The sequence below is a fragment of the Kitasatospora sp. NPDC028055 genome, from assembly GCF_040637885.1.
GTDB lineage: Bacteria > Actinomycetota > Actinomycetes > Streptomycetales > Streptomycetaceae > Kitasatospora.
Map to the genome: position 1 here is coordinate 87,118 of NZ_JBEZXE010000002.1, position 20,460 is coordinate 107,577.

18 protein-coding genes and 1 pseudogene are annotated in these 20,460 nt (G+C 73.3%); 12 read left to right on the plus strand and 7 right to left on the minus strand.

All coding sequences use genetic code 11. The annotated features are described in order from the left end of the window. Positions 1-46 precede the first annotated feature (46 nt). On the minus strand, positions 47-1,414 hold the full coding sequence (locus AB0F71_RS04345) for a pyridoxal-dependent decarboxylase (RefSeq protein WP_360227945.1): 1,368 nt from the start codon (positions 1,412-1,414) through the stop codon (positions 47-49). A gap of 194 nt (positions 1,415-1,608) precedes the next feature. Next, positions 1,609-2,073: an Lrp/AsnC family transcriptional regulator gene (locus AB0F71_RS04350; protein WP_270147404.1), complete on the minus strand. Its 465-nt coding sequence runs from the start codon at positions 2,071-2,073 to the stop codon at positions 1,609-1,611. A 442-nt stretch (positions 2,074-2,515) separates the two neighbouring features. Here AB0F71_RS04350 and nadA point away from each other — a divergent pair, with 442 nt between their 5' ends. Then, a complete protein-coding gene (gene nadA / locus AB0F71_RS04355; protein ID WP_360227948.1) occupies positions 2,516-3,700 on the plus strand; it encodes a quinolinate synthase NadA in 1,185 nt (394 codons plus the stop codon). A 236-nt stretch (positions 3,701-3,936) separates the two neighbouring features. Here nadA and AB0F71_RS04360 read toward each other — a convergent pair whose 3' ends face one another. Both AB0F71_RS04360 and AB0F71_RS04365 read right to left on the minus strand, forming a co-directional pair. Continuing rightward, entirely contained in the window at positions 3,937-4,236 is a 300-nt protein-coding gene (locus AB0F71_RS04360; protein WP_360227951.1) for a hypothetical protein, read from the minus strand. A gap of 34 nt (positions 4,237-4,270) precedes the next feature. Continuing rightward, positions 4,271-5,071, minus strand: a complete 801-nt coding sequence (locus AB0F71_RS04365; protein ID WP_360227954.1) for a PspA/IM30 family protein — start codon at positions 5,069-5,071, stop codon at positions 4,271-4,273. A gap of 316 nt (positions 5,072-5,387) precedes the next feature. On the opposite strand from AB0F71_RS04365, the gene AB0F71_RS04370 reads away from it, so the two are divergent. Together AB0F71_RS04370 and AB0F71_RS04375 are read left to right on the plus strand one after the other, a co-directional pair. Continuing rightward, positions 5,388-5,981, plus strand: coding sequence for a DUF3043 domain-containing protein (locus AB0F71_RS04370; RefSeq protein WP_360227957.1), 594 nt, complete (start codon positions 5,388-5,390; stop codon positions 5,979-5,981). A 158-nt stretch (positions 5,982-6,139) separates the two neighbouring features. Beyond that, positions 6,140-6,880 carry a methyltransferase domain-containing protein gene (locus AB0F71_RS04375; protein WP_360228946.1) on the plus strand — a complete coding sequence of 247 codons (741 nt, stop codon included), beginning with the start codon at positions 6,140-6,142 and terminating at the stop codon, positions 6,878-6,880. Positions 6,881-6,906: 26 nt separating this feature from the next. On the opposite strand, the gene AB0F71_RS04380 is transcribed toward AB0F71_RS04375, so the two are convergent. Then, on the minus strand, positions 6,907-7,107 hold the full coding sequence (locus tag AB0F71_RS04380) for a hypothetical protein (protein ID WP_360227960.1): 201 nt from the start codon (positions 7,105-7,107) through the stop codon (positions 6,907-6,909). 105 nt (positions 7,108-7,212) lie between these two features. Here AB0F71_RS04380 and cobU point away from each other — a divergent pair. The 7 genes and pseudogenes from cobU to AB0F71_RS04415 form a co-directional block, all read left to right on the plus strand. Next, positions 7,213-7,785, plus strand: a pseudogene (cobU, locus tag AB0F71_RS04385) (bifunctional adenosylcobinamide kinase/adenosylcobinamide-phosphate guanylyltransferase); the annotation flags it as partial. A gap of 11 nt (positions 7,786-7,796) precedes the next feature. Next, entirely contained in the window at positions 7,797-8,912 is a 1,116-nt protein-coding gene (locus AB0F71_RS04390) for a nicotinate-nucleotide--dimethylbenzimidazole phosphoribosyltransferase (RefSeq protein WP_360227963.1), read from the plus strand. 214 nt (positions 8,913-9,126) lie between these two features. Further along, positions 9,127-9,918 (plus strand): adenosylcobinamide-GDP ribazoletransferase, encoded by a 792-nt coding sequence (locus tag AB0F71_RS04395; protein WP_360228949.1) that lies wholly within the window; start codon positions 9,127-9,129, stop codon positions 9,916-9,918. 257 nt (positions 9,919-10,175) lie between these two features. Further along, the gene (locus tag AB0F71_RS04400; protein ID WP_360227965.1) at positions 10,176-11,681 is read left to right on the plus strand and encodes a leucyl aminopeptidase; all 1,506 of its coding nucleotides are present in this window, start codon (positions 10,176-10,178) and stop codon (positions 11,679-11,681) included. A 406-nt stretch (positions 11,682-12,087) separates the two neighbouring features. Further along, complete coding sequence (lpdA, locus tag AB0F71_RS04405) at positions 12,088-13,476, plus strand: dihydrolipoyl dehydrogenase (protein WP_360227968.1); 1,389 nt, start codon at positions 12,088-12,090, stop codon at positions 13,474-13,476. 75 nt (positions 13,477-13,551) lie between these two features. Next, entirely contained in the window at positions 13,552-15,324 is a 1,773-nt protein-coding gene (gene sucB / locus AB0F71_RS04410; RefSeq protein WP_360227971.1) for a 2-oxoglutarate dehydrogenase, E2 component, dihydrolipoamide succinyltransferase, read from the plus strand. Positions 15,325-15,462: 138 nt separating this feature from the next. Beyond that, positions 15,463-15,978: a DUF4240 domain-containing protein gene (locus AB0F71_RS04415; RefSeq protein ID WP_360227974.1), complete on the plus strand. Its 516-nt coding sequence runs from the start codon at positions 15,463-15,465 to the stop codon at positions 15,976-15,978. A gap of 13 nt (positions 15,979-15,991) precedes the next feature. Here the strand turns inward: AB0F71_RS04415 and AB0F71_RS04420 are convergent, their stop codons facing one another. Both AB0F71_RS04420 and AB0F71_RS04425 read right to left on the minus strand, forming a co-directional pair. Continuing rightward, positions 15,992-17,080 (minus strand): DUF2510 domain-containing protein, encoded by a 1,089-nt coding sequence (locus AB0F71_RS04420; protein ID WP_360227977.1) that lies wholly within the window; start codon positions 17,078-17,080, stop codon positions 15,992-15,994. A gap of 109 nt (positions 17,081-17,189) precedes the next feature. Continuing rightward, on the minus strand, positions 17,190-17,690 hold the full coding sequence (locus tag AB0F71_RS04425) for a GNAT family N-acetyltransferase (protein ID WP_360227980.1): 501 nt from the start codon (positions 17,688-17,690) through the stop codon (positions 17,190-17,192). Positions 17,691-17,755: 65 nt separating this feature from the next. Between AB0F71_RS04425 and AB0F71_RS04430 the strand changes: the two genes are divergently transcribed. Both AB0F71_RS04430 and AB0F71_RS04435 read left to right on the plus strand, forming a co-directional pair. Further along, positions 17,756-18,661, plus strand: a complete 906-nt coding sequence (locus AB0F71_RS04430) for a TIGR01777 family oxidoreductase (protein ID WP_360227983.1) — start codon at positions 17,756-17,758, stop codon at positions 18,659-18,661. A 346-nt stretch (positions 18,662-19,007) separates the two neighbouring features. After that, positions 19,008-20,339, plus strand: a complete 1,332-nt coding sequence (locus AB0F71_RS04435) for an NAD(P)/FAD-dependent oxidoreductase (RefSeq protein ID WP_360227986.1) — start codon at positions 19,008-19,010, stop codon at positions 20,337-20,339. The last annotated feature ends 121 nt before the right edge of the window (positions 20,340-20,460 follow it).

Genomic DNA, 20,460 nt, shown 5'->3' on the forward strand with positions numbered 1-20,460 from the left:
GCCGGTGGGGCCGTACGTACGGACGGACGGGCGGACGGGGCCCGGATCAGGCCATGGTGTCCAGGATCTCCCGGACCATCTCCATGGTGGTGCCCGGGTGCAGGAAGGCGAAGCGGGCGACCGTCTCGCCGTCCCAGCCGGTCGGGGTGACGAAGCCGATCTGGTCCGCGAGCAGCTGCTGCGACCAGCGGTAGTAGTCGTCGTTGGTCCAGCCCTTGCGCTTGAAGCAGACCGCGGAGAGCTGCGGGTCGAACAGCAGCTCCAGGTGCTCGGTGTCGCGGATCAGCTGGGCGGTGTCCCGCGCGAGCTGGAGGCCGGTCTCGATGGCGTCGGTGTACGCCTGGACGCCGTGGACGGCCAGCGAGAACCAGAGCGGCAGGCCGCGGGCGCGCCGGGTCAGGTGGTAGGCGTAGTCGGTGGGGTTCCACTCGTCGCCGTCGGTGTGCAGGACGTCCAGGTAGGAGGCGTCCTGGGTGTGCACGGCACGGGCGAGCTGCGGGTTGCGGTAGATCAGCGCGGCGCAGTCGAAGGGGGCGAACAGCCACTTGTGCGGGTCGACCACGAAGGAGTCGGCGTGCTCGATGCCGTTGTAGCGCTCGCGCACCGACGGGGCGAACAGGCCCGCGCCGCCGTAGGCGCCGTCCACGTGGAACCACAGGTCGCGCTCGCGGGCGACCTCGGCCAGGCCGGCCAGGTCGTCGACGATGCCCTCGTTGGTGGTGCCGGCGGTGCCGACGACGGCGATCACCGTCTCCGGGTTCGGGTCGGCGGCCAGGGCGGCGCGCAGTGCCTCGCCGGTGAAGCGCCGGTTCACGGTCGGGACCTTGAAGGCCTCGACGCCGATGATGTTGAAGGTGTTCTTGACCGAGGAGTGCACCTGGTCGGCGACGGCTATCCGCAGCCGGGCCTCCGGCCCGACGCCGAGCTTGCGGCGGGCGGTGTCGCGGGCGACCACCAGGGCGGACAGGTTGCCCGCGGAGCCGCCGGAGACGAAGCAGCCGCCGGCCGAGGCGGGCAGCCCGGCCCGGTCGGCGATCAGGCGCAGCACCTGGTTCTCGGCGGCGATGGCGCCGGCCGCCTCCAGCCAGGAGATGCCCTGCAGGGAGGCGCAGGAGACCACCATGTCGAACAGCAGCGCGGCCTTGGTCGGGGCGCACGGGATGAAGGACAGGTAGCGGGGGCTGTCGGCGGAGATGACCGCGCGGGACAGCTCGTGGTCGTACAGCTTGAGGACGTCGGCCGGGTTGTTGCCGTCCTGGTTGAGCAGGCCGGCCAGCTGGGTGCGCAGGTGCTCGCCGTCACCGGGGTGGTCGAGCGGGACGGGGTCGTACTGCAGCCGCTCCCGCATGTAGTCGAAAACCAGGTCGACCAGTTCGTTGTCGGGCCGGTGCATGCGGTCGGGTGCTGCGGACACGGCTGTCCCTCTCGGCTGTGGGTGTCGGGGGGATCCGGTCGGCGGGACGCCTCACCGCGCTGACCGGACGTGATCAGCGTAGGCAGCGGGGGCGCTTCCCCGCGCGTCGGAACGCGGCTGGTCAGGCAGCTTTCGAGCGTCTTCGGGGCGGTCCGCGCAGGTTTCCTGCGTGCCCCGGGAACCGGGCCCGGCGATCAGCCGATCAGCTGGGAGAGGACCACCGAGGAGCGGCTGCGCTGCACGCCGGGCTCGCGCCGGATGCGCTCGATGACGGCCTCCAGATGGCGCATGTCGGCGGCCCGCAGGTGCACCAGGGCGTCCGGGTCACCGGTGACCGTCCAGGCGGCGACCACCTCGGGGAACTGGCGCAGGCTGGCCAGGATCTCCTCGGGGGCGGTCCGCTCGCGGCAGTAGACCTCGACGAAGGCCTCGGTCTGCCAGCCGAGCACGGCCGGGTCGAGCACCACGGTGAAGCCCCGCACCACACCGCGTGCCCGGAGCCGGTCGATCCGGCGGCGCACGGCGGTGGCGGAGAGGTTCACCTGGAGACCGATCTCGGCGTAGGAGGCGCGGCCGTCGCTGCCGAGGCGGGCGAGGAGCTGCCGGTCGGTCTCGTCCAGGTCTGCCCCGATCACCTCGTGCGCTCGGCTGCTGGTCATCGGTGCGGGGCTCCACGGGTCGTGCGGTGGGGGTGGGGGGGAGCGTCCCGGGCGGCGGGCGGTGCGGTCGCACCCGCCGGCGCCACTGCCGAAACGGTTCGCCACCCATTCTGGCGGATGACCTGAACGAGTTCATCGCGCGCGGATGACCGGGAGAAGGCCATCGGTCCACCGGGCGGGCACCGATCGCCACGCCTGTCGTCGACCGAAGGGCCTCGCCTACGGACCGGCCCCGGGCGGTCTTCATGTTCATGGCCCAGCCCGGCCCGGGGCTTCGAAATATCGATTCGGCCACGGCAGGAAGCATCCGATCCGGAGAGCGGTTCTCGTCACATCGACAGGATGGCCATCGTCACTCTGACGCTAACCGGTTAGAATAGATAGCGTCAGATAGACGAAAAGGCCCCACCGCTCGTTCGGCCGCACAGAAGGGCACCCGCCCGTGACCACCACCATCACCGAGACCCACGGCGTCGACCCCACTCCGACGCCGCTCGCTCTGCTGCTGCTCGGCCGAGAGGCCGACCCGAACAGCGAGCGCGGCGTCGAGTGCCCCGGCGACCTCCCGCCGGCCTCGGACCCGAACCTCGTCGAGCGCGCCCGGGCGGCCAAGGCCGCGCTGGGCGACCGCGTCTTCATCCTCGGCCACCACTACCAGCGCGACGAGGTGATCGAGTTCGCCGACGTCACCGGCGACTCCTTCAAGCTCGCCCGCGACGCCGCGGCCCGCCCGGAGGCCGAGTACATCGTCTTCTGCGGCGTGCACTTCATGGCCGAGTCCGCGGACATCCTCACGAGCGACCGCCAGCAGGTCGTGCTGCCGGACCTCGCGGCCGGCTGCTCGATGGCCGACATGGCCACCGCCGAGCAGGTCGCCGAGTGCTGGGACGTACTGACCGACGCCGGCATAGCCGATGTGACCGTCCCGGTCTCGTACATGAACTCCTCCGCCGACATCAAGGCCTTCACCGGCAAGCACGGCGGCACCATCTGCACCTCCTCCAACGCCCAGCGAGCGCTGGAGTGGGCCTTCGAACAGGGCCAGAAGGTGCTCTTCCTGCCCGACCAGCACCTCGGCCGCAACACCGCGGTGCGGGACATGGGCATGTCGCTGGACGACTGCGTCCTGTACAACCCGCACAAGCCCAACGGCGGCCTGACCGCCGAGCAGCTGCGGAACGCCAAGATGATCCTCTGGCGCGGCCACTGCTCGGTGCACGGCCGGTTCAGCCTGGACTCGGTGAACGACGTCCGCGAGCGGATCCCCGGCGTGACCGTCCTGGTGCACCCCGAGTGCAAGCACGAGGTGGTCGACGCCGCCGACATGGTGGGCTCGACCGAGTACATCATCAAGGCCCTGGACGCGGCCGAGCCCGGCTCCAAGTGGGCCATCGGCACCGAGCTGAACCTGGTCCGCCGGCTGGCCAAGGCGCACCCGGACAAGGAGATCGTCTTCCTGGACCGCACGGTCTGCTTCTGCTCGACCATGAACCGGATCGACCTGCCGCACCTGGTCTGGGCGCTGGAGTCGCTGGTCGAGGGCCGGGTGCCGAACGTGATCACGGTGGACCCGGAGACCGAGAAGTACGCCAAGGCCGCGCTGGACCGGATGCTGGCCCTCCCGTAGCCGGAGGCGCGGGTCCGAGCGCCCCGGAGGCGAGTGGGCGAATCCCCGCCCCGAGCCGAAGGGGCGCGCCGGTGCCGAAAGCGAGGAGCGAGGAGGCCCGAGGAACGAGGGCCTTGGAGCGACGACCGTCGGCACCGGGTCCAAGCGCCCCGGAGGCGAGCGGGCGAGTAACAGCGAAGGGCGGGTCCCCTCCGATCGGAGGGGACCCGCCCTTTCGTCTGGCAGCGGCCGCGCGGCTACTCGTACTCGGGGAAGCCCGGGATGACGCCCTCGCCCTCGGAGAGCAGCAGGGACCGGACCTCGTCGAGGGTCGCCTCGGCATTCGGCAGAATCAGCTCGGACGGCTCCAGCGAGTCGTCCGGCAGCCGGGTGCCGTACTGCTTCACGGCGTCCAGCAGCTTGCCGTAGGCCTGGCGGAAGGTGTCCTCGTCGCCCGACTCCACCGCGGTGAGCAGCTCGTCGTCGAGCTGGTTGAGCAGGCTCAGGTGGTCCTCGCCCACCTCGAACTGCCCCTCACCCATGACCCTCATGATCATGCTGCGCTTCTCCTGGTTCGTGGGTGGTTCCAGCTCACTTGTTGTAGTTGATCCGCGGGGTGTCCTGCGGGTGCGAGTCCTGCGACTGCGGCTGCTGGGCCGGCTTGCCCTGCTCGATCGCGGCCGGACCGGCGGCGGGGCCGCCGGACAGCTCGGCCTTCATCCGGGCCAGCTCCAGCTCGACGTCGGAACCGCCGGCCACCCGCTCCAGCTCGGCCTCGATGTCGTCCTTGCGGCCGAGACCGCTGGAGTCGTCGAGCGCGCCGGAGGCCAGCAGCTCGTCGATCGCACCGGCCCGGGCCTGCATCTGCGCCGTCTTGTCCTCGGCGCGCTGGATGGCCAGGCCGACGTCGCCCATCTCCTCCGAGATCCCGGAGAAGGACTCGGCGATGCGGGTCTGCGCCTGCGCCGCGGTGTAGGTGGCCTTGATGGTCTCCTTCTTGGTGCGGAAGGCGTCCACCTTGGCCTGGAGCCGCTGGGAGGCGAGCGTGAGCTTCTCCTCCTCGGCCTGCAGGGCCTGGTACTGCGTCTCCAGATCGGTGATCTGGGACTGCATGTTGGCCTTGCGGGTCAGCGCCTCGCGGGCGAGGTCCTCGCGGCCGAGGGAGAGCGCCTTGCGGCCCTGGTCCTCGTACTTCGCCGACTGCTGCTGCAGCTGGGTCAGCTGGAGTTCCAGGCGCTTGCGCGAGGTCGCGACGTCCGCGACGCCACGCCGTACCTTCTGCAGCAGTTCGAGCTGCTTCTGGTAGGAGTAGTCGAGCGTCTCACGGGGATCCTCCGCCCGGTCCAAGGCCTTGTTCGCCTTGGAGCGGAAGATCAGCCCCATACGCTTCATGATTCCGTCGCTCATGGGCCTCGGGTGCCCCCTTCTCCGGCCTGCGGTCTTAAATCTCGTTACCAGACACGACGAGTGTATGTGCAGCGAGCCCGTCGCCGCAGTGCACCTGCCTGCAACAAGACTGCTACAGCGACCAGCGGCAGAACCTCATCCCCCGGGTGGATCCGCCTCTCATCCTCCCCATACTCCATCCGATTGATCCCCTACGGGAAGAGCCCGGGAAACCCCGGTCGGAACGCGGCCGAACGGATCGATACGCGTTTGGGTCCGAGGGGACCCGTGGTCACGGTGCCGCACCCCGTACGCTGGGGGTGTGTTCCGACGCCGTTCAGATGATGCCGCCGCCTCCGCCACCGTGCTGGAGGACGAGACGCCCCAGGCCCGCCACCCGCAGGCCAAGAAGGGCCGCCCCACCCCCAAGCGCAGCGAGGCCGAGGCCAGCCGGCGCACCCGGGTCGTGGTGCCCAAGGACCGCAAGGAGGCCTCCCGCCAGGCACGCGAGCGGATGCGCGTCGAGCGTGAGAAGCAGCGCCAGGCGCTGATCGACGGCGACGAGCGCCACCTGCCGGCCCGCGACAAGGGGCCGGTGCGCAAGTTCGCCCGCGACTACGTGGACTCCCGCTGGTCGCTCGCCGAGTTCTTCCTGCCGGCCGCCGTGGTCATCCTGGTGCTGAGCATCGTCAAGATCCCCGCCCTGCAGCTGCTGTCCACGCTGCTGTTCCTGCTGTTCTTCGTCCTGGTGATCCTGGACTTCGTCCGCCTCGGCCTCGGCCTGCGCAAGCAGCTGGGCGAGCGCTTCGCCGGGCAGAACACCCGCGGCGTGGTCGCCTACGGCATCATGCGCACCCTCCAGATGCGGCGGCTGCGCCTGCCCAAGCCGCAGGTGCGGCGCGGGGAGAAGCCCTGACCGCCGAACCGGTGCACTCCGGCTGGGCCCCGCCTTCCTGGGAGGGGCCCGGCCTCTACGCACTGCCCGGGCAGGGGGACGGCGGCCACGACCGGCTCGGTCAGGAGCGTCGGCTGCCCTCCCGCAGCGGCTCCTTCGCCGGCGGCACCGCGGCCTGGCTGGACCGGCTCGGCGGACTGCGCAACTTCGTCCGGCAGGAGCTCGTCTCCCGGCAGCTCGCCGAGCAGCTCGCCGGCCGCACCGCCCAGCGGGTCCTGGACATCGGCTGCGGGCAGGGCACCCAGGCGCTGCGGCTGGCCCGGGCCGGCCACTACGTCACCGGGATCGACTCCGACCCGGTCGCGCTCGGCGTCGCCCAGGGGGCGCTCGCCCAGGAGCCGCCCGAGGTGCACGGCCGGCTGCAGCTGCTCAGCGGCGACGGCCACCAGTGCGGGCGCTGGTTCGGCCCGCGCAGCTTCGACGTGGTGCTCTGCCACGGCGTCCTGATGTACCTGCCGGACCCGGACCCGATGATCGCCTCGCTGGCCCGGCTGCTGGCGCCGGGCGGGCTGCTCTCGCTGCTGGTTCGCAACGGCGACGCGCTCGCGCTGCGGCCCGCCGCCGCCGGGGACTGGCGGGCCGCCCTGCACGCCTTCGAGAGCGACCGGTACTACAACCGGCTCGGACTGGCCGCCCGGGCCGACCGGCTCGCCGACCTGACCGTCACCCTCTCCGAGGTCTCGGTGCCGGTCCGGCACTGGTACGGCGTCCGGGTCTTCACCGACAACGCGCCCGACGACGCCGCCCCGCCGGTGGACGGGCGGCAGCTGGCCCAGCTGCTGGAGGCCGAGGACCGGGCCGGCCGCACCGACCCGTACCGGCAGGTCGCCGCGCTGCTGCACGTGATCGGTGCGAAGTAACCACCCCTGACGGGCAGTTGCGTCGGTCAGCCCTCGTGCAGGCTCATCGAGTAGATCACCCGGTCGTCGTCCAGCAGGACGGCGTTGTCCACGCCCTCCTCGGCGAGCTGCTTCCAGCTCTCCCCGATCCAGGTCTCGGCGTCGCCCTGGCCGGCGAACTCCTCCTGTCCGAGGGTCGACGCCACCGCGCTGCCGTCCGCCTTCTCGTACCGCCACGTCCAGACCATGCCCGGCTCCTCCCACTGACGCTGCCTTGTGTGCTGCGCAGGTTAGCCTGCCCGGCCCGATCTTCCGTATGCCTGTCGGGCAGGATGGACGGCATGGCGACGCACCCCCCGCTCCCCCGCACGCTGCTGCTCGGCGGCGCGCGCTCCGGCAAGTCCACCCGTGCCGAGCAGCTGCTCGCCGAGCACCCGGACGTCCTGTACGTGGCCACCGGCGGCACCCGGGACGGCGACGCCGAGTGGGCCCAGCGGGTCGCCCTGCACCGGGACCGCCGGCCGGCGAGCTGGCGCACCGCCGAGACCTGCGAGCTGGAGGCCGTACTCGCCGACGCCGAGGACCCGGCGCCGGTGCTGATCGACTGCCTGGCACTGTGGCTGACCGCCGTGATGGACGAGTGCGACGCCTGGGACGACGACGCCTGGGCGGCCGGCGGCGAGGCCGCGGTGCAGCGCCGCTGCGCCTCCCTGGCCGCGGCCTGGGCCGGAACCCGGCGGACGGCCGTCGCGGTGAGCAACGAGGTCGGCATGGGCGTCGTCCCGGCCACCGCCGCCGGACGGCGCTTCCGGGACACCCTGGGCCGGCTCAACATGGCCGTGGCGGACGCCTCCGAGCAGGTCCTGCTGGTGGTCGCGGGACAGGTTCTGACGGTCAAGCCGAGCCCGCACACCCGCGCCGTGTAGCCTTCCGGACGATGGACACGACCGTGGATCTCGATACGTTCTCCTCGCTCGTCGAGCGCCCCGACGACAGCGCCCGACGGGCCGCCGAGGAACGCTGGCAGGAAGCCGGCCGACCGCGCGGCGGCCTGGGCAAGCTCGAGGAGCTGGGCAGCTGGCTGTCGTCCGTACAGGGGCGCTCCCCGGTGCGGCCGGTCTCGGCGCCCAAGGTGCTGCTGTTCGCCGCCGACCACGGCGTGGCCGCGCTCGGCGTCTCCCGACTGCCCGCCGACGGCGGCACCGCGGCCCGGGTGCGGGCGGTGCTCGACGGCAGCGCCCCGGTGGCCCGGCTGGCCGCGCGCTACGGCGCCGACGTACGGGTCGTCGACGTCGCGGTGGACGCCGACCCGGCGGACTTCCCGGACGAGGTGGTCGCCCACCGGATCCGGCGCGGCTCCGGCCGGATCGACGTCGAGGACGCGCTCACCCCGGAGGAGACCGTCCGGGCCTTCCGGGCCGGCATGGCCGTGGCCGACGAGGAGGCCGACGCCGGCACCGACCTGGTGCTGCTCGGCGACCTCGGGGTCGGCTCCACCACGGTGGCCGCCGTCCTGGTCGGCGCGCTGTGCGGGACGGACGCGGCCGCGGTGTGCGGACGCGGCTCGGGCATCGACGACCGGGTGTGGATGGTCAAGTGCGCCACCATCCGGGACTCGCTGCGACGGGCCCGCCCGGTGCTCGGCGACCAGCTGGCGCTGCTCGGCGCCACCGGCGGGGCGGACTTCGCCGCGATCACCGGCTTCCTGCTCCAGGCCGCCGTCCGCCGGCTGCCGGTGGTGCTGGACGGCGTGGTCTCCTCGGCCTGCGCGCTGGTCGCACAGCGGATCGCCTTCCGGTCGCCGGAGTGGTGGCGGGCCGGGCAGTCCAGCGGCGAGCCCGCCCAGGCGAAGGCGTACGACCGGCTGACCCTGACGCCGTTGCAGGACCAGGGGATCACCCTGGGCGAGGGCGTCGGCGCGGTCCTCGCACTGCCGCTGCTCCAGGCCGCGGGCGACGCGCTCGCGGACGAGGCGCCCCGGCCGTTCGTGCCCTCGGCGCCGAAGGAGCAGCCGAAGCTGCCGTCGGCCGCCGACCTGCTCAGGAAGCTGTAGCGGCTGCCACGGGGGCGTCGGAGGTCGGCTCCTGGCCCGTGGCCTTCCGCTTCGCGCGGTTCCCCGCGCCCCTTCTCCGGGGCGCGGGGATTCTGCTTGTCGGGGGGGCTTCCGCTGGTCAGGGCGAGCCCCGGTGCGCGGCGGGTGCGGTTCGGGTGCGGTTCGGGTGCGGTTCGGGTGCGGTTCGGGTGCGGTGGAGGAGCGAGTGGGAGCGATGGCCGACGGCGGCGAGCGGGCGACCTGGGGTGAAGGGCTGCGGTTCGCGTTCGGGACGCTGTCGGTGCTGCGGGTGCGGGTCGAGCGTTGGGACCGGGCCGCGGCGGGCCGGGCGATGACGGCGGCTCCGGTGGTCGGCCTGGTGCTGGGCGCGATCGCGGCCGGGGCCGGCGCCCTGGTGGCCTGGCGGGCGGGCGGACCGCTCGCCGCGGTGACGGCGGTGGGGGTGCTCGCCGCACTGACCCGGGGGCTGCACCTGGACGGCCTGGCGGACGTCGCCGACGGCCTGGGCAGCGGCAAGCCGGCCGAGGACGCGCTGCGGATCATGAAGCAGTCCGACATCGGCCCGTTCGGGGTGCTGACCCTGCTGCTGGTGCTGCTCGCCCAGGTCGCCGCCCTGGCCGGGCAGTTCGGGCAGTCGGCGCCGCGCGGCGCCCTCGCGGTGCTCGCCTCGGCGGTGGCCGCGCGCTGCGCGCTGGCCTGGGGCTGCCTGCGCTCGGTGCCGGCCGCCCGCCCGGGCGGGCTGGGGGCGATGGTGGCGAGCACCGTCGCCCCGGCCGCGGCCGCCACCGGGACGCTGGCCGCCGCGCTCACCGTGGCCGCGGCCGGACTGTTCGACGGATGGTCAGCCGTACGCCTCCCGCTGGCCGTTGTGCTCGGCGTCGGCTGCTCCCGGCTGCTGCTCACCCGGTGTGTGCGCCGGTTCGGCGGGATCACCGGGGACGTGCTCGGCGCGACGGCCGAGACCGCCGCCACCGGGACGCTGTTCGCCCTGGCGTTGCTCGGCTGACACCGGGCGGCGCGTGATCCCACCATGCGGACTACCATGCGTGAAGCACCGCAGCCCTGCACCGTGGCAGGTCCTGCCCGCCCGGCGCGCACCGAGGAGCCGGGGCCTCTGGTGTGCGCGGCCACTCCGGCGGACGCGCGCGCCAGGGGGCCCGGACCCACAGGGCCCGCCGGCGGACGGCCTGCGACGGCGGGCTGCGCCGGTGCGGCAGTCACGCCGCGACCGGCCGTGGACCGCGAAAGAACAGGACGCATTACGTGACTGCATTGTCTGTGAGCACCTCCTCCGCCGCCTCGCTGCGCGCGGACGCCCTGGTGGTCGGTGTCGCGAAGGGCCCCAAGGGGATCGTGCTGGCCCCCGGTGCCGAGGCCGTGAACGAGGCGTTCGAGGGCAAGCTGGCCGAGATCCTCGGCACCCTGGGCGCGACCGGTGCCGAGGGCGACACCGTCAAGGTCGCCTCCCCCGCCGGTCTCAAGGCCGCGCTCGTGCTCGCGGTCGGCCTCGGCGAGGCGGCCGAGGACGGCTACGGCCTGGAGGCGCTGCGCCGCGCCGCCGGTGTCGCCGCCCGCGCCCTGGCCGGCGTCAAGAAGGCCGCGCTGGCCCTGCCGGCCGAGTCCGCGGAGGAGGTCGAGGCGGTCGCGCTCGGCGGCCTGCTCGGCTCGTACGCCTTCGGCACGTACAAGGGCAACGGCAACGGCAAGGAGCCGGTCGGCGAGCTGGTCCTGCTGACCGCCCGCAAGGGCAACAAGGACGCCAAGGCCGCCGTGGAGCGGGCCACCGCGATCGGCGAGGAGATGAACCGCGCCCGCGACCTGGTCAACACCGCGCCGAACGACCTGAACCCGAAGAGCTTCGCCGCGATCGCCCAGGCGGCCGGCAAGGAGCACGGCCTCAAGGTCGAGGTCCTGGACGAGAAGGCGCTGACCAAGGGCGGCTTCGGCGGCCTGCTGGGTGTCGGCAACGGCTCCACCAACCCGCCGCGGCTGGTGAAGGTGGCCTACACCCACCCGAAGGCGAAGGCCTCGCTGGCCTTCGTCGGCAAGGGCATCACCTACGACTCGGGCGGCATCTCGCTCAAGCCGGCCGGCCACAACGAGACCATGAAGTGCGACATGGCCGGCGCCGCCGCCGTGTTCGCCGCCGTGGTGGCCGCCAAGCGCCTGGGCCTGGCCGTCAACGTCACCGCCTGGCTCGCGCTGGCCGAGAACATGCCGTCCGGCTCCGCCACCCGCCCGGGTGACGTGCTGCGCATGTACGGCGGCAAGACCGTCGAGGTGCTGAACACGGACGCCGAGGGCCGCCTGGTGCTGGCCGACGCGATCGTCAAGGCCGGCGAGGAGAACCCGGACGTCATCGTCGACGTGGCGACCCTGACCGGCGCCATGGTGCTGGCCCTGGGCACCCGCACCTTCGGTGTGATGGCCAACAACGACGAGCTGCGCGACAACCTGCACGCCCTCGCGGGCGAGGTGGGCGAGCAGTCCTGGCCGATGCCGCTGCCGGCCGAGCTCAAGAAGGGCATGACCGACTCGACCATCGCCGACCTGGCCAACATGGGCGAGCGGATGGGCGGCGGCCTGGTGGCCGGTCTGTTCCTCCAGGAGTTCGTGGCCGAGGGCATCGACTGGGCGCACCTGGACATCGCCGGCCCGGCGTTCCACGAGAGCGCCCCGTTCGGCTACACCCCGAAGGGCGGCACCGCGAGCGCGGTGCGCACCCTGGTCCGGTTCGCGGAGCAGACCGCGGCCAACGGCAAGGCCTGATCCGAGCGGATCCGAATCCCGACGGGGGCCCGGCGCGCGTGCGCCGGGCCCCCGTCGGCGTTCCCGCACGGGTTACCTGCGAGTAGGCCCGGAGACCCCACCGCACCTCTGTTCGCCACGGGCGAAACTTTGTTCCGCACTGCGGAAGAGGTGGTGCCGAAGCGGGCGGAAGACGCCCGTCCGGCGGCTGTCAACAAGGCCTTGAGCTGCGATGATGCCCTTCCGTCGGGGGTGTTCCCGCCCCGGTGACCACTCCGTGGGACACCCCTGGGGTGGACCCGGACATCAGCCACCGCGAACAAGTGCGAAGATGTATTTCCGGCACGACTGGGCGCCCCACAAAGGCTTCCGACCCACCGGACCGCGACCGGCCCGGCGACCCACCCCATTGCATGGAGGACGTGACGTGGCGAACGACGCCAGCACCGTTTTCGACGTAGTCATTCTCGGAGGCGGAAGCGGCGGTTACGCCGCGGCGCTCCGCGCCGCTCAGCTGGGTCTGAGCGTCGCCCTGGTCGAGAAGGGTGAGCTGGGCGGCACCTGCCTGCACCGCGGCTGCATCCCGACCAAGGCCCTGCTGCACGCCGCCGAGATCGCGGACGAGACGAAGGAGGCCGCCGAGTTCGGCGTCCTGGCCACCTTCCAGGGCATCGACATCAACGGCGTCCACAAGTACAAGGACGACGTCATCGCCGGCCTGTACAAGGGCCTCCAGGGCCTGGTGGCGTCCCGCAAGGTCACCTTCATCCAGGGCGCGGGCAAGCTCTCCTCGCAGACCTCGGTCGACGTGAACGGCCAGCGCATCGAGGGCCGCCACATCGTCCTCGCCACCGGTTCGGTGCCGCGCTCGATCCCGGGCCTGGAGATCGACGGCAACCGCGTGATCTCCTCGGACCACGCCCTCAAGCTCGACCGGATCCCGAAGTCGGCCGTCATCCTCGGCGGCGGCGTCATCGGCGTCGAGTTCGCCTCGGTCTGGAAGTCCTTCGGCGTCGACGTCACCATCGTCGAGGCGCTGCCGCACCTCGTCCCGCTGGAGGACGAGAACTCCTCCAAGCTGCTGGAGCGCGCCTTCCGCAAGCGCGGCATCAAGTTCGAGCTCAAGGCCCGCTTCTCGGGCGTCGAGTACACCGAGTCCGGTGTCCGCGTCTCCACCGAGAACGGCAAGCAGATCGACGCCGACCTGCTGCTCGTCGCCATCGGCCGCGGCCCGGTCTCGGCCGGCCTCGGCTACGAGGAGAACGGCGTCGCGATGGACCGCGGCTACGTCCTGGTCGACGAGTACATGCGCACCAACGTGCCCACCATCTCCGCCGTCGGCGACCTCGTCCCGACCCTGCAGCTGGCCCACGTCGGCTTCGCCGAGGGCATCCTGGTCGCCGAGCGGCTGGCCGGCCTCAAGCCGGTGCCGATCGACTACGACGGCGTCCCGCGCGTGACCTACTCCAACCCGGAGGTCGCCTCCGTCGGCATCTCCGAGGCCAAGGCCGTCGAGCTGTACGGCAAGGAGAAGGTCGTCACCCTCAAGTACAACCTGGCCGGCAACGGCAAGAGCAAGATCCTGAAGACCGCCGGCGAGATCAAGCTCGTCCAGGTCAAGGACGGCGCCGTGGTCGGCGTCCACATGGTCGGCGCCCGCATGGGCGAGCAGGTCGGCGAAGCCCAGCTGATCTACAACTGGGAGGCCCTGCCGGCCGAGGTCGCGCAGCTGATCCACGCGCACCCGACCCAGTCCGAGGCCCTGGGCGAGGCGCACCTGGCGCTGGCCGGCAAGCCGCTGCACGCGCACGACTGATCGCGCCCACCACCCCCCGTTTCCGGTACTTCCCGTACTTCCCGTACGCAAGACTTGATAGGAGTCGCTGAAACCATGGCGGTCTCAGTAACACTGCCCGCGCTGGGCGAGAGCGTTTCCGAGGGCACTGTCACCCGTTGGCTCAAGGCCGAGGGTGAGCGCGTCGAGGTCGACGAGCCGCTGCTCGAGGTGTCGACCGACAAGGTCGACACCGAGATCCCGGCCCCGGCTTCCGGCATCCTCTCCTCGATCAAGGTCGGCGAGGACGAGACCGTCGAGGTCGGCGCCGAGCTGGCGATCATCGACGACGGCACCGGTGCCCCGGCCGCCGCCCCGGCCCCCGTGGCCGAGGCCGCGCCCGTCGCCGCTCCGGCCCCCGTTGCCGCTCCGGCTCCGGTCGCCGAGGCCCCGGCTGCTCCGGCTGCCGCCCCGGCCGCTCCGGCTGCTCCGGCCGGCGACGCCACCCCGGTGCTGCTGCCCGCCCTGGGCGAGAGCGTTTCCGAGGGCACCGTCACCCGTTGGCTCAAGGCCGAGGGTGAGACGGTCGAGATCGACGAGCCGCTGCTCGAGGTCTCCACCGACAAGGTCGACACCGAGATCCCGTCGCCGGTCGCCGGCGTCGTCGTCAAGATCCTGGTCGGCGAGGACGAGACCGCCGAGGTCGGCGCCCAGCTCGCGCTGATCGGTGCCCCGGGTGCCGCCGCTGCCGCTCCGGCTCCGGCTGCCGCCCCGGCCCCCGTCGCCGCCCCGGCTCCGGCCGCTCCGGCCCCGGTTGCCGCCCCGGCTCCGGTCGCCCCGGTCGCTGCCCCGGCCCCGGTTGCCCCGGCCGCCCCGGTCGCTGCTCCGGCTCCGGTTGCCGCTCCGGCTCCGGTTGCCGCTCCGGCCCCCGTCGCCGCTCCGGCCGCCCCGGTGGCCGACGCCGGTGACGCCTACGTCACCCCGCTGGTGCGCAAGCTCGCCGCCGAGCACGGCGTCGCGCTGTCCTCCGTCACCGGCACCGGTGTCGGCGGCCGCATCCGCAAGCAGGACGTCATCGCCGCCGCGGAGGCCGCCAAGGCCGCCCCGGCCCCGGTCGCCGCCGCCGCTCCGGCCGCCGCCGCGCCGAAGGCCGCCGCCGCGCCGTCCGCCCTGCGCGGCCAGACGGTCAAGATGACCCGCATGCGCAAGGTCATCGGCGACAACATGATGAAGGCCCTGCACGAGCAGGCCCAGCTGACCAGCGTGGTCGAGGTGGACGTCACCAAGATCATGTCGCTGCGCGCCAAGGCCAAGGAGGGCTTCCTGGCCCGCGAGGGCGTCAAGCTCTCCCCGATGCCGTTCTTCGTGAAGGCCGCCGCCCAGGCGCTCAAGGTCCACGCGGTCGTCAACGCGCGGATCAACGACGCCGAGGGCACCATCACCTACTTCGACACCGAGAACATCGGCATCGCGGTGGACTCCGAGAAGGGTCTGATGACCCCGGTCATCAAGGGTGCGGGCGACCTCAACATCGCCGGCATCTCGAAGAAGACCGCCGAGCTGGCCGCCAAGGTCCGCGACAGCAAGATCACCCCGGACGAGCTGTCCGGCGCCACCTTCACGATCAGCAACACCGGCTCGCGCGGTGCCCTGTTCGACACCGTGATCGTGCCGCCGAACCAGGCCGCCATCCTGGGCATCGGCGCCACCGTCAAGCGCCCGGTGGTCATCGAGGCCGACGGCGGCACCGCCATCGGCATCCGTGACATGACCTACCTGTCGCTCTCCTACGACCACCGCCTGGTGGACGGCGCCGACGCCGCCCGCTACCTGGTCGCGGTCAAGGAGATCCTGGAGGCCGGCGAGTTCGAGGTCGAGCTCGGCCTGTAGCACAGCACGACCGCAGCGCGGTCCTACGGAGCCCCGTGTCGTCACCGGACGGCGCGGGGCTCCGCCGCTTCCCGGGATGCGGTTCCCGCCGGGTCATGGCATGCGTGGAGACGACAGAAAAGGGATGCTTGAGCGGTGATGGACGAGACCGACTTCTGGCAGATCATCGACGACACCTGGGAGGCCGCCGACGGCGATCCCGACGAACAGGCCGAGCGGCTGGTGGAGCGCCTGGTCCAGCTGACCCCCGACGACGTGATCGACTTCGGGCGGCTGTTCGAGGCCCGGTTCCAGCGCGCCTACCGCTACGACCTGTGGGGTGCGGCCCACCTGCTGCTGGACGGCGCCTCCGAGGACACCTTCGACTACTTCCGCTGCTGGCTGATCGGCCAGGGCCGGGAGGTCTTCGAGGGCGGGCTGGCCGAACCGGACGACCTGGCGGACCTGCTGCCCGAGTTCGACGAGGAGGAGGACGGCGAGGCCGAGGACCTCGGCTACGCCGCCGACGAGGCGTACGAGCGGCTGACCGGCCTGCCGCTGCCCGAGGTGGGCGGGCGGCAGGCGGGGCGGCCGGCCGGGGCGTTCCTGGACTTCGACGACCCGGACGTGATGGCGAAGCGCTTCCCCAAACTCTGGGAGCGGTACGGGGACTAGTCCTCTCGGGGGGTCAGGTGCTGCTGCCGGCGGAGCTGTCCTGCTTGATGCCCTTGAGGATCTGGTCGAGCACCGCCGGGTCCGGCGCCGCCGGGTCGTCGTCCACGCCGCCCTCGAAGATCACGTAGCCGCCGCCCTTGGCCGGGACGGCGGCCAGCAGGACGTAGCCCTGGGTGCCGTCCGAGGTGCGGACGTGCCAGCGGGTGGCGTAGCCGAGCACACCGGCGACGGAGACGTAGCCGGAGCCGGAGTCGGTGTGCGAGGTGATCCCGGAGAAGATCGTCCCGGCGTAGGTCGGCATCACCGAGTCGGCGGCCCCCTTGGGGGTGTCGCCCTGCACGGTGTCCTTCTCGATCGAGAACTGGCCGCGGATGCAGGAGTTGCCGTCGGCGCAGGAGTAGCGGCCGCTGCCGAGGTAGACGGTGGAGTGCGCGGAGTTGGTCGCCGCGTCCCAGCCGTCCAGGACCGGGACGGTGATCGCGTGCTGCGGGTCCGGGACGGTGCTCTTGACCGACGGGACGGGCTTGGGGGCCGGCGTGCTCCGGGTCGGGGTGGGGCTCGGCGTCGGGTTGTCGCTCTGGGTGACGGTGACCGTGGGGTTCGGGGTCGGGTCGGCCCTGGTGTCCCCGCCGCCGCTGAACGCGAGCCCGGCGATGATCCCGCCGACGACCAGCACCGCGACCGCGCTGCCGACGATCACGCCGGTCCGGTTCTTCCGGGGGGCGGGCGGCGGGTAGCCGTAGCCGGCGCCCGGGTAGGCCTCCTGGCCGGGGTAGCCCGGCCGGCCCGGGTACTGCTGCTGGCCGGCGTACGGGCCCTGGCCGGGGTAGCCGTAGCCGGGTGACTGGAGCGCGTCCTGCGCCGGGTAGCCGTAGCCGGGGGCGGGTGAGCCGCTCTGTGCCGGGTAGCCGTAGCCGGCCTGCGGCGGTTGCGGGGCGGGGGGCTGCCAGCCCTGGGTCGGGGCGTCGGCGAGCTGTCCGCCGGGGGCCTGGAGCGGCCGGACCTCGGCGGTCCAGGCGTTGCCGTCCCACCAGCGCTCGTGACCGGGGGTGCCGTCCGCACCCGGGACCGGGTACCACCCGGGAGGCGTCGAGTTGCTCACGGGCGTACGGTACCCGGCGGTCCGCCGCTCCAGACAGGGCAGGTACGTCACGACTGCGCCGCAACTGCCCTGACGGGCCGTCAGGGCAGCGGGCGGCGGTTCGGTCGGCTCAGTCGGCCAGTCGGCGGGCCATCCACACGTCGTCCACGTACTGCCCGTCGATCAGGAACTCCTCGGCCAGCGTGCCCTCGACCGTGAAGCCGCAGCTCTCGTACAGCCGGCGGGCCGGGGCGTTCCAGCCGAGCACCCGGAGGGTCAGCTTGCGGGCGCCGAGCGCCCGGGCCTGCTCGCAGGCCGCCTCGACCAGCCGTCGTCCGATGCCCCGGCCGCGGACCGAGCCGTCGACGGCCAGGCCCTGGATCTGCCGGACGTGCCGGTTGACGGCCAGTCGGGTCGGCGGGATCTGGCGGACGTAGCCGACGATCCGGCCGTCCAGGACGGCGAGCAGGAACTGGTCGGGGGTGCGGCTCTCGTCGAAGACCCGCTTCCCGACGGGCGGCTTCGGGGAGACCTCGGAGAGGGGGGACCAGACGGCGCGGTCGAGCTCGGCGAGCCCGTGCTCGTCCTCGGGGCGGGCCGGGCGGATGGTCAGATCGTCTTCGCGGGTCATGCCGCGTGATGCTACTGGGGCGCGTGCGAAAGGTGACAGGCGATAAGGCCTGCGAGGATGGGCCCATGCGCATCGCTGTCACGGGCTCCACGGGATTGATCGGTTCGGCCCTCGTCCGCTCCCTGCTGGCGGACGGCCACGAGGTGGTCCGGCTGGTCCGGCACCGCTCCAGGACGGGCCCGCAGCCCGACGGGAGCACCGCGATCGGCTGGAACCCGCTGCTCGGCGAGGTCGACCGGGAGGGGCTCGCCGGAATCGACGCCGCGGTGCACCTGGCCGGCGCCGGGGTCGGCGACCGCCGCTGGACGGACTCCTACAAGCGGGAGATCCGGGAGAGCCGGGTGTACGGCACCGAGACGCTGGCGGTGGCGCTGGCGGAGCTGCCCCGGCCGCCGCAGGTGCTGGTCAGCGCCTCCGCGGTCGGCTGGTACGGGCAGACCGGCGACCGGGTGATCGACGAGGACTCCCCCGCCGGGGACGACTTCCTGGCCGAGGTGTGCCTGGAGTGGGAGGCGGCCGCACGGCCCGCCGAGCGGGCCGGGATCCGGGTCGTCCACCCGCGCACCGGGATGGTGCTGTCCGCCGCGGGCGGCGCGGGCGGGCGGCTGTTCCCCCTGTTCAAGCTGGGCCTGGGCGGGCGGCTCGGCAGCGGCCGGCAGTACTGGAGCTACATCTCGCTGGCCGACGAGGTGGCCGCGCTGCGGTTCCTGATCGACCGCGAGGACCTCTCCGGCGCCTTCAACCTCACCGCGCCGGAGCCGGCCACCAACGCCGAGCTGACCGCGGCGCTCGGCCGGGCGCTGCGGCGGCCGACGCCGTTCCCGGTGCCGGAGGCGGTGTTGAAGGCGGTGCTCGGGGAGCTGGCGATCGAGGTGGTCGGGAGCCACCGGGTGGTGCCGCGGCGGCTGTTGGACGCGGGCTTCCGGTTCGCGCACCCGGACCTGGACTCGGCGGTGCGGGCGGCGCTGTGACCCCTCGTTCTACGTAGGCCCGCTACGGCATTCACCCTGGCCAGGGGCATATGCCGGGCGGGGTCGGACGGGGCTCCGGGAGGGGGCGCACGGGAGCACACGGCGGGCGCGTCGCACGCCCCCGGTGACCGTGCGCGCCCGCCGACCCGGCATCCCGGCCGCCACGGCGCACTGTCCGTGACCGCGCCCCCGCCCGGCGGCGCACGACCCGCACGAGCCCAGCATCGAGTCCGCTCCGCTTGTCTGATGCTCACACTGACGGGGCATCACCTTCCTCGGACCGTGCCCGGCACCCCGCTGCCTGCGTCGGCCGGAGCCCCGGGAACCCCAGGGAGGGAGCACGCCAGTGCCCACGTACGACTTCACCCGCCGCGCCCGCCGCCCGTCCGACCCGGACGTCGTCGTGGTCGGCGCCGGACTCGCGGGCCTGGCCGCCGCCCGCGCGCTCACCGGCCAAGGCCTCACCGTCCAGGTCCTGGAGACCACCGACCGGATCGGCGGCCGGATGGCCACCCGCGAGCTCTACGGCTTCCGCCTCGACGACGGCAGCCACCTGCTCAACACCGCCTACCCGGAGCTGCGACGGGCGCTCGACCTCGACCGCCTGGACCTGCGCCCGCTCGCGCCCGGCGTACTCGTGCACAGCGCCGGCCGCCGCTACCGCGCCGGGGACCCCCAGCTCACCGCCGCCCGCCAGGCCGCGCTCCGGGCCCCGCTCGGCAGCCCGCTGGACAAGGCCCGCCTGGGCGCCTGGTTGAACCGGATCGCCACCACCCCCGCCGCCCGGTCGCAGGCCCGCCCGGAGACCACCGCCGCCCGCGCACTGGCCGGCCACGGCCTCGCCCCGCGCACCGTCGACGGCTTCCTGCGCCCGCTGCTCAGCGCCCTGCTCGGCGACCCGGCCCTCGGCACCAGCAGCCGGATCGCCGACCTGGTGCTGCGCTCGTACGCCCGCGGCCGGCTCTGTCTGCCCGCCGACGGGATCGCGGCCGTGCCCGCCCAGCTGGCCGCCGCGCTGCCCGTCGGCACGGTGCGGACCGGGGTGCAGGTCACCTCGATCGGCGCCGACGGCGTGGAGACCCTCGCGCACGGGCGGATCGGCGCCCAGGCCGTGGTGGTCGCCACCGACGCCCGCTCCGCGGCCGAGCTGCTGCCGGGGCTGCGGCTGCCCGACTTCCACCCCGTCACCACCTTCTTCCACGCGGCCGACCGCGCCCCGCTCGCCGAGGCCGTACTGCTGCTGGACGCCGACCGGCCGAACGGACACCCGCCGCTGGTCTCGCACTCGCTGGTGCTCAGCGAGCTGCACCCGTCCTACGCCCCGGCCGGGCAGGCGCTGGTCGCCAGCACCGTGCTCGGCCGGCGTTCCTTCGACGCGGGCGGCCCAGCCGGGCTGGAACCGGCCGTCCGCACCCGGCTCGCCGAGTTGTACGGCACCTCGACGGCGGACTGGCAGTTCCTCAGCGTGCGGCACGTCCCGGACGCGCTGCCCGCGATGCCGCCGCCGCACAACCTCCGCCGTCCGGTGCGGCTGCTGGCCGGGCTGTACGTCGCCGGGGACCACCGGGACACCAGCACCGTGCAGGGCGCGTTGGTCTCCGGGCGGCGGGCGGCGCGGGCGGTGCTCGGCGACCTCGGGCTGCCGGCCGGGGAGCGGGAGGCCGAGGCGGCGGCCTGAGCCGCTCGGGGCCGCTCGGGGCCGCCCGGCAGTACCGGTGTGTGCGTACGGGCGGCGCTGAGGGGTGACGGGGGCGGTGGCGGGCGCGGTGGTGCGGGTGCCGGGACACGCCAGCGGTCTG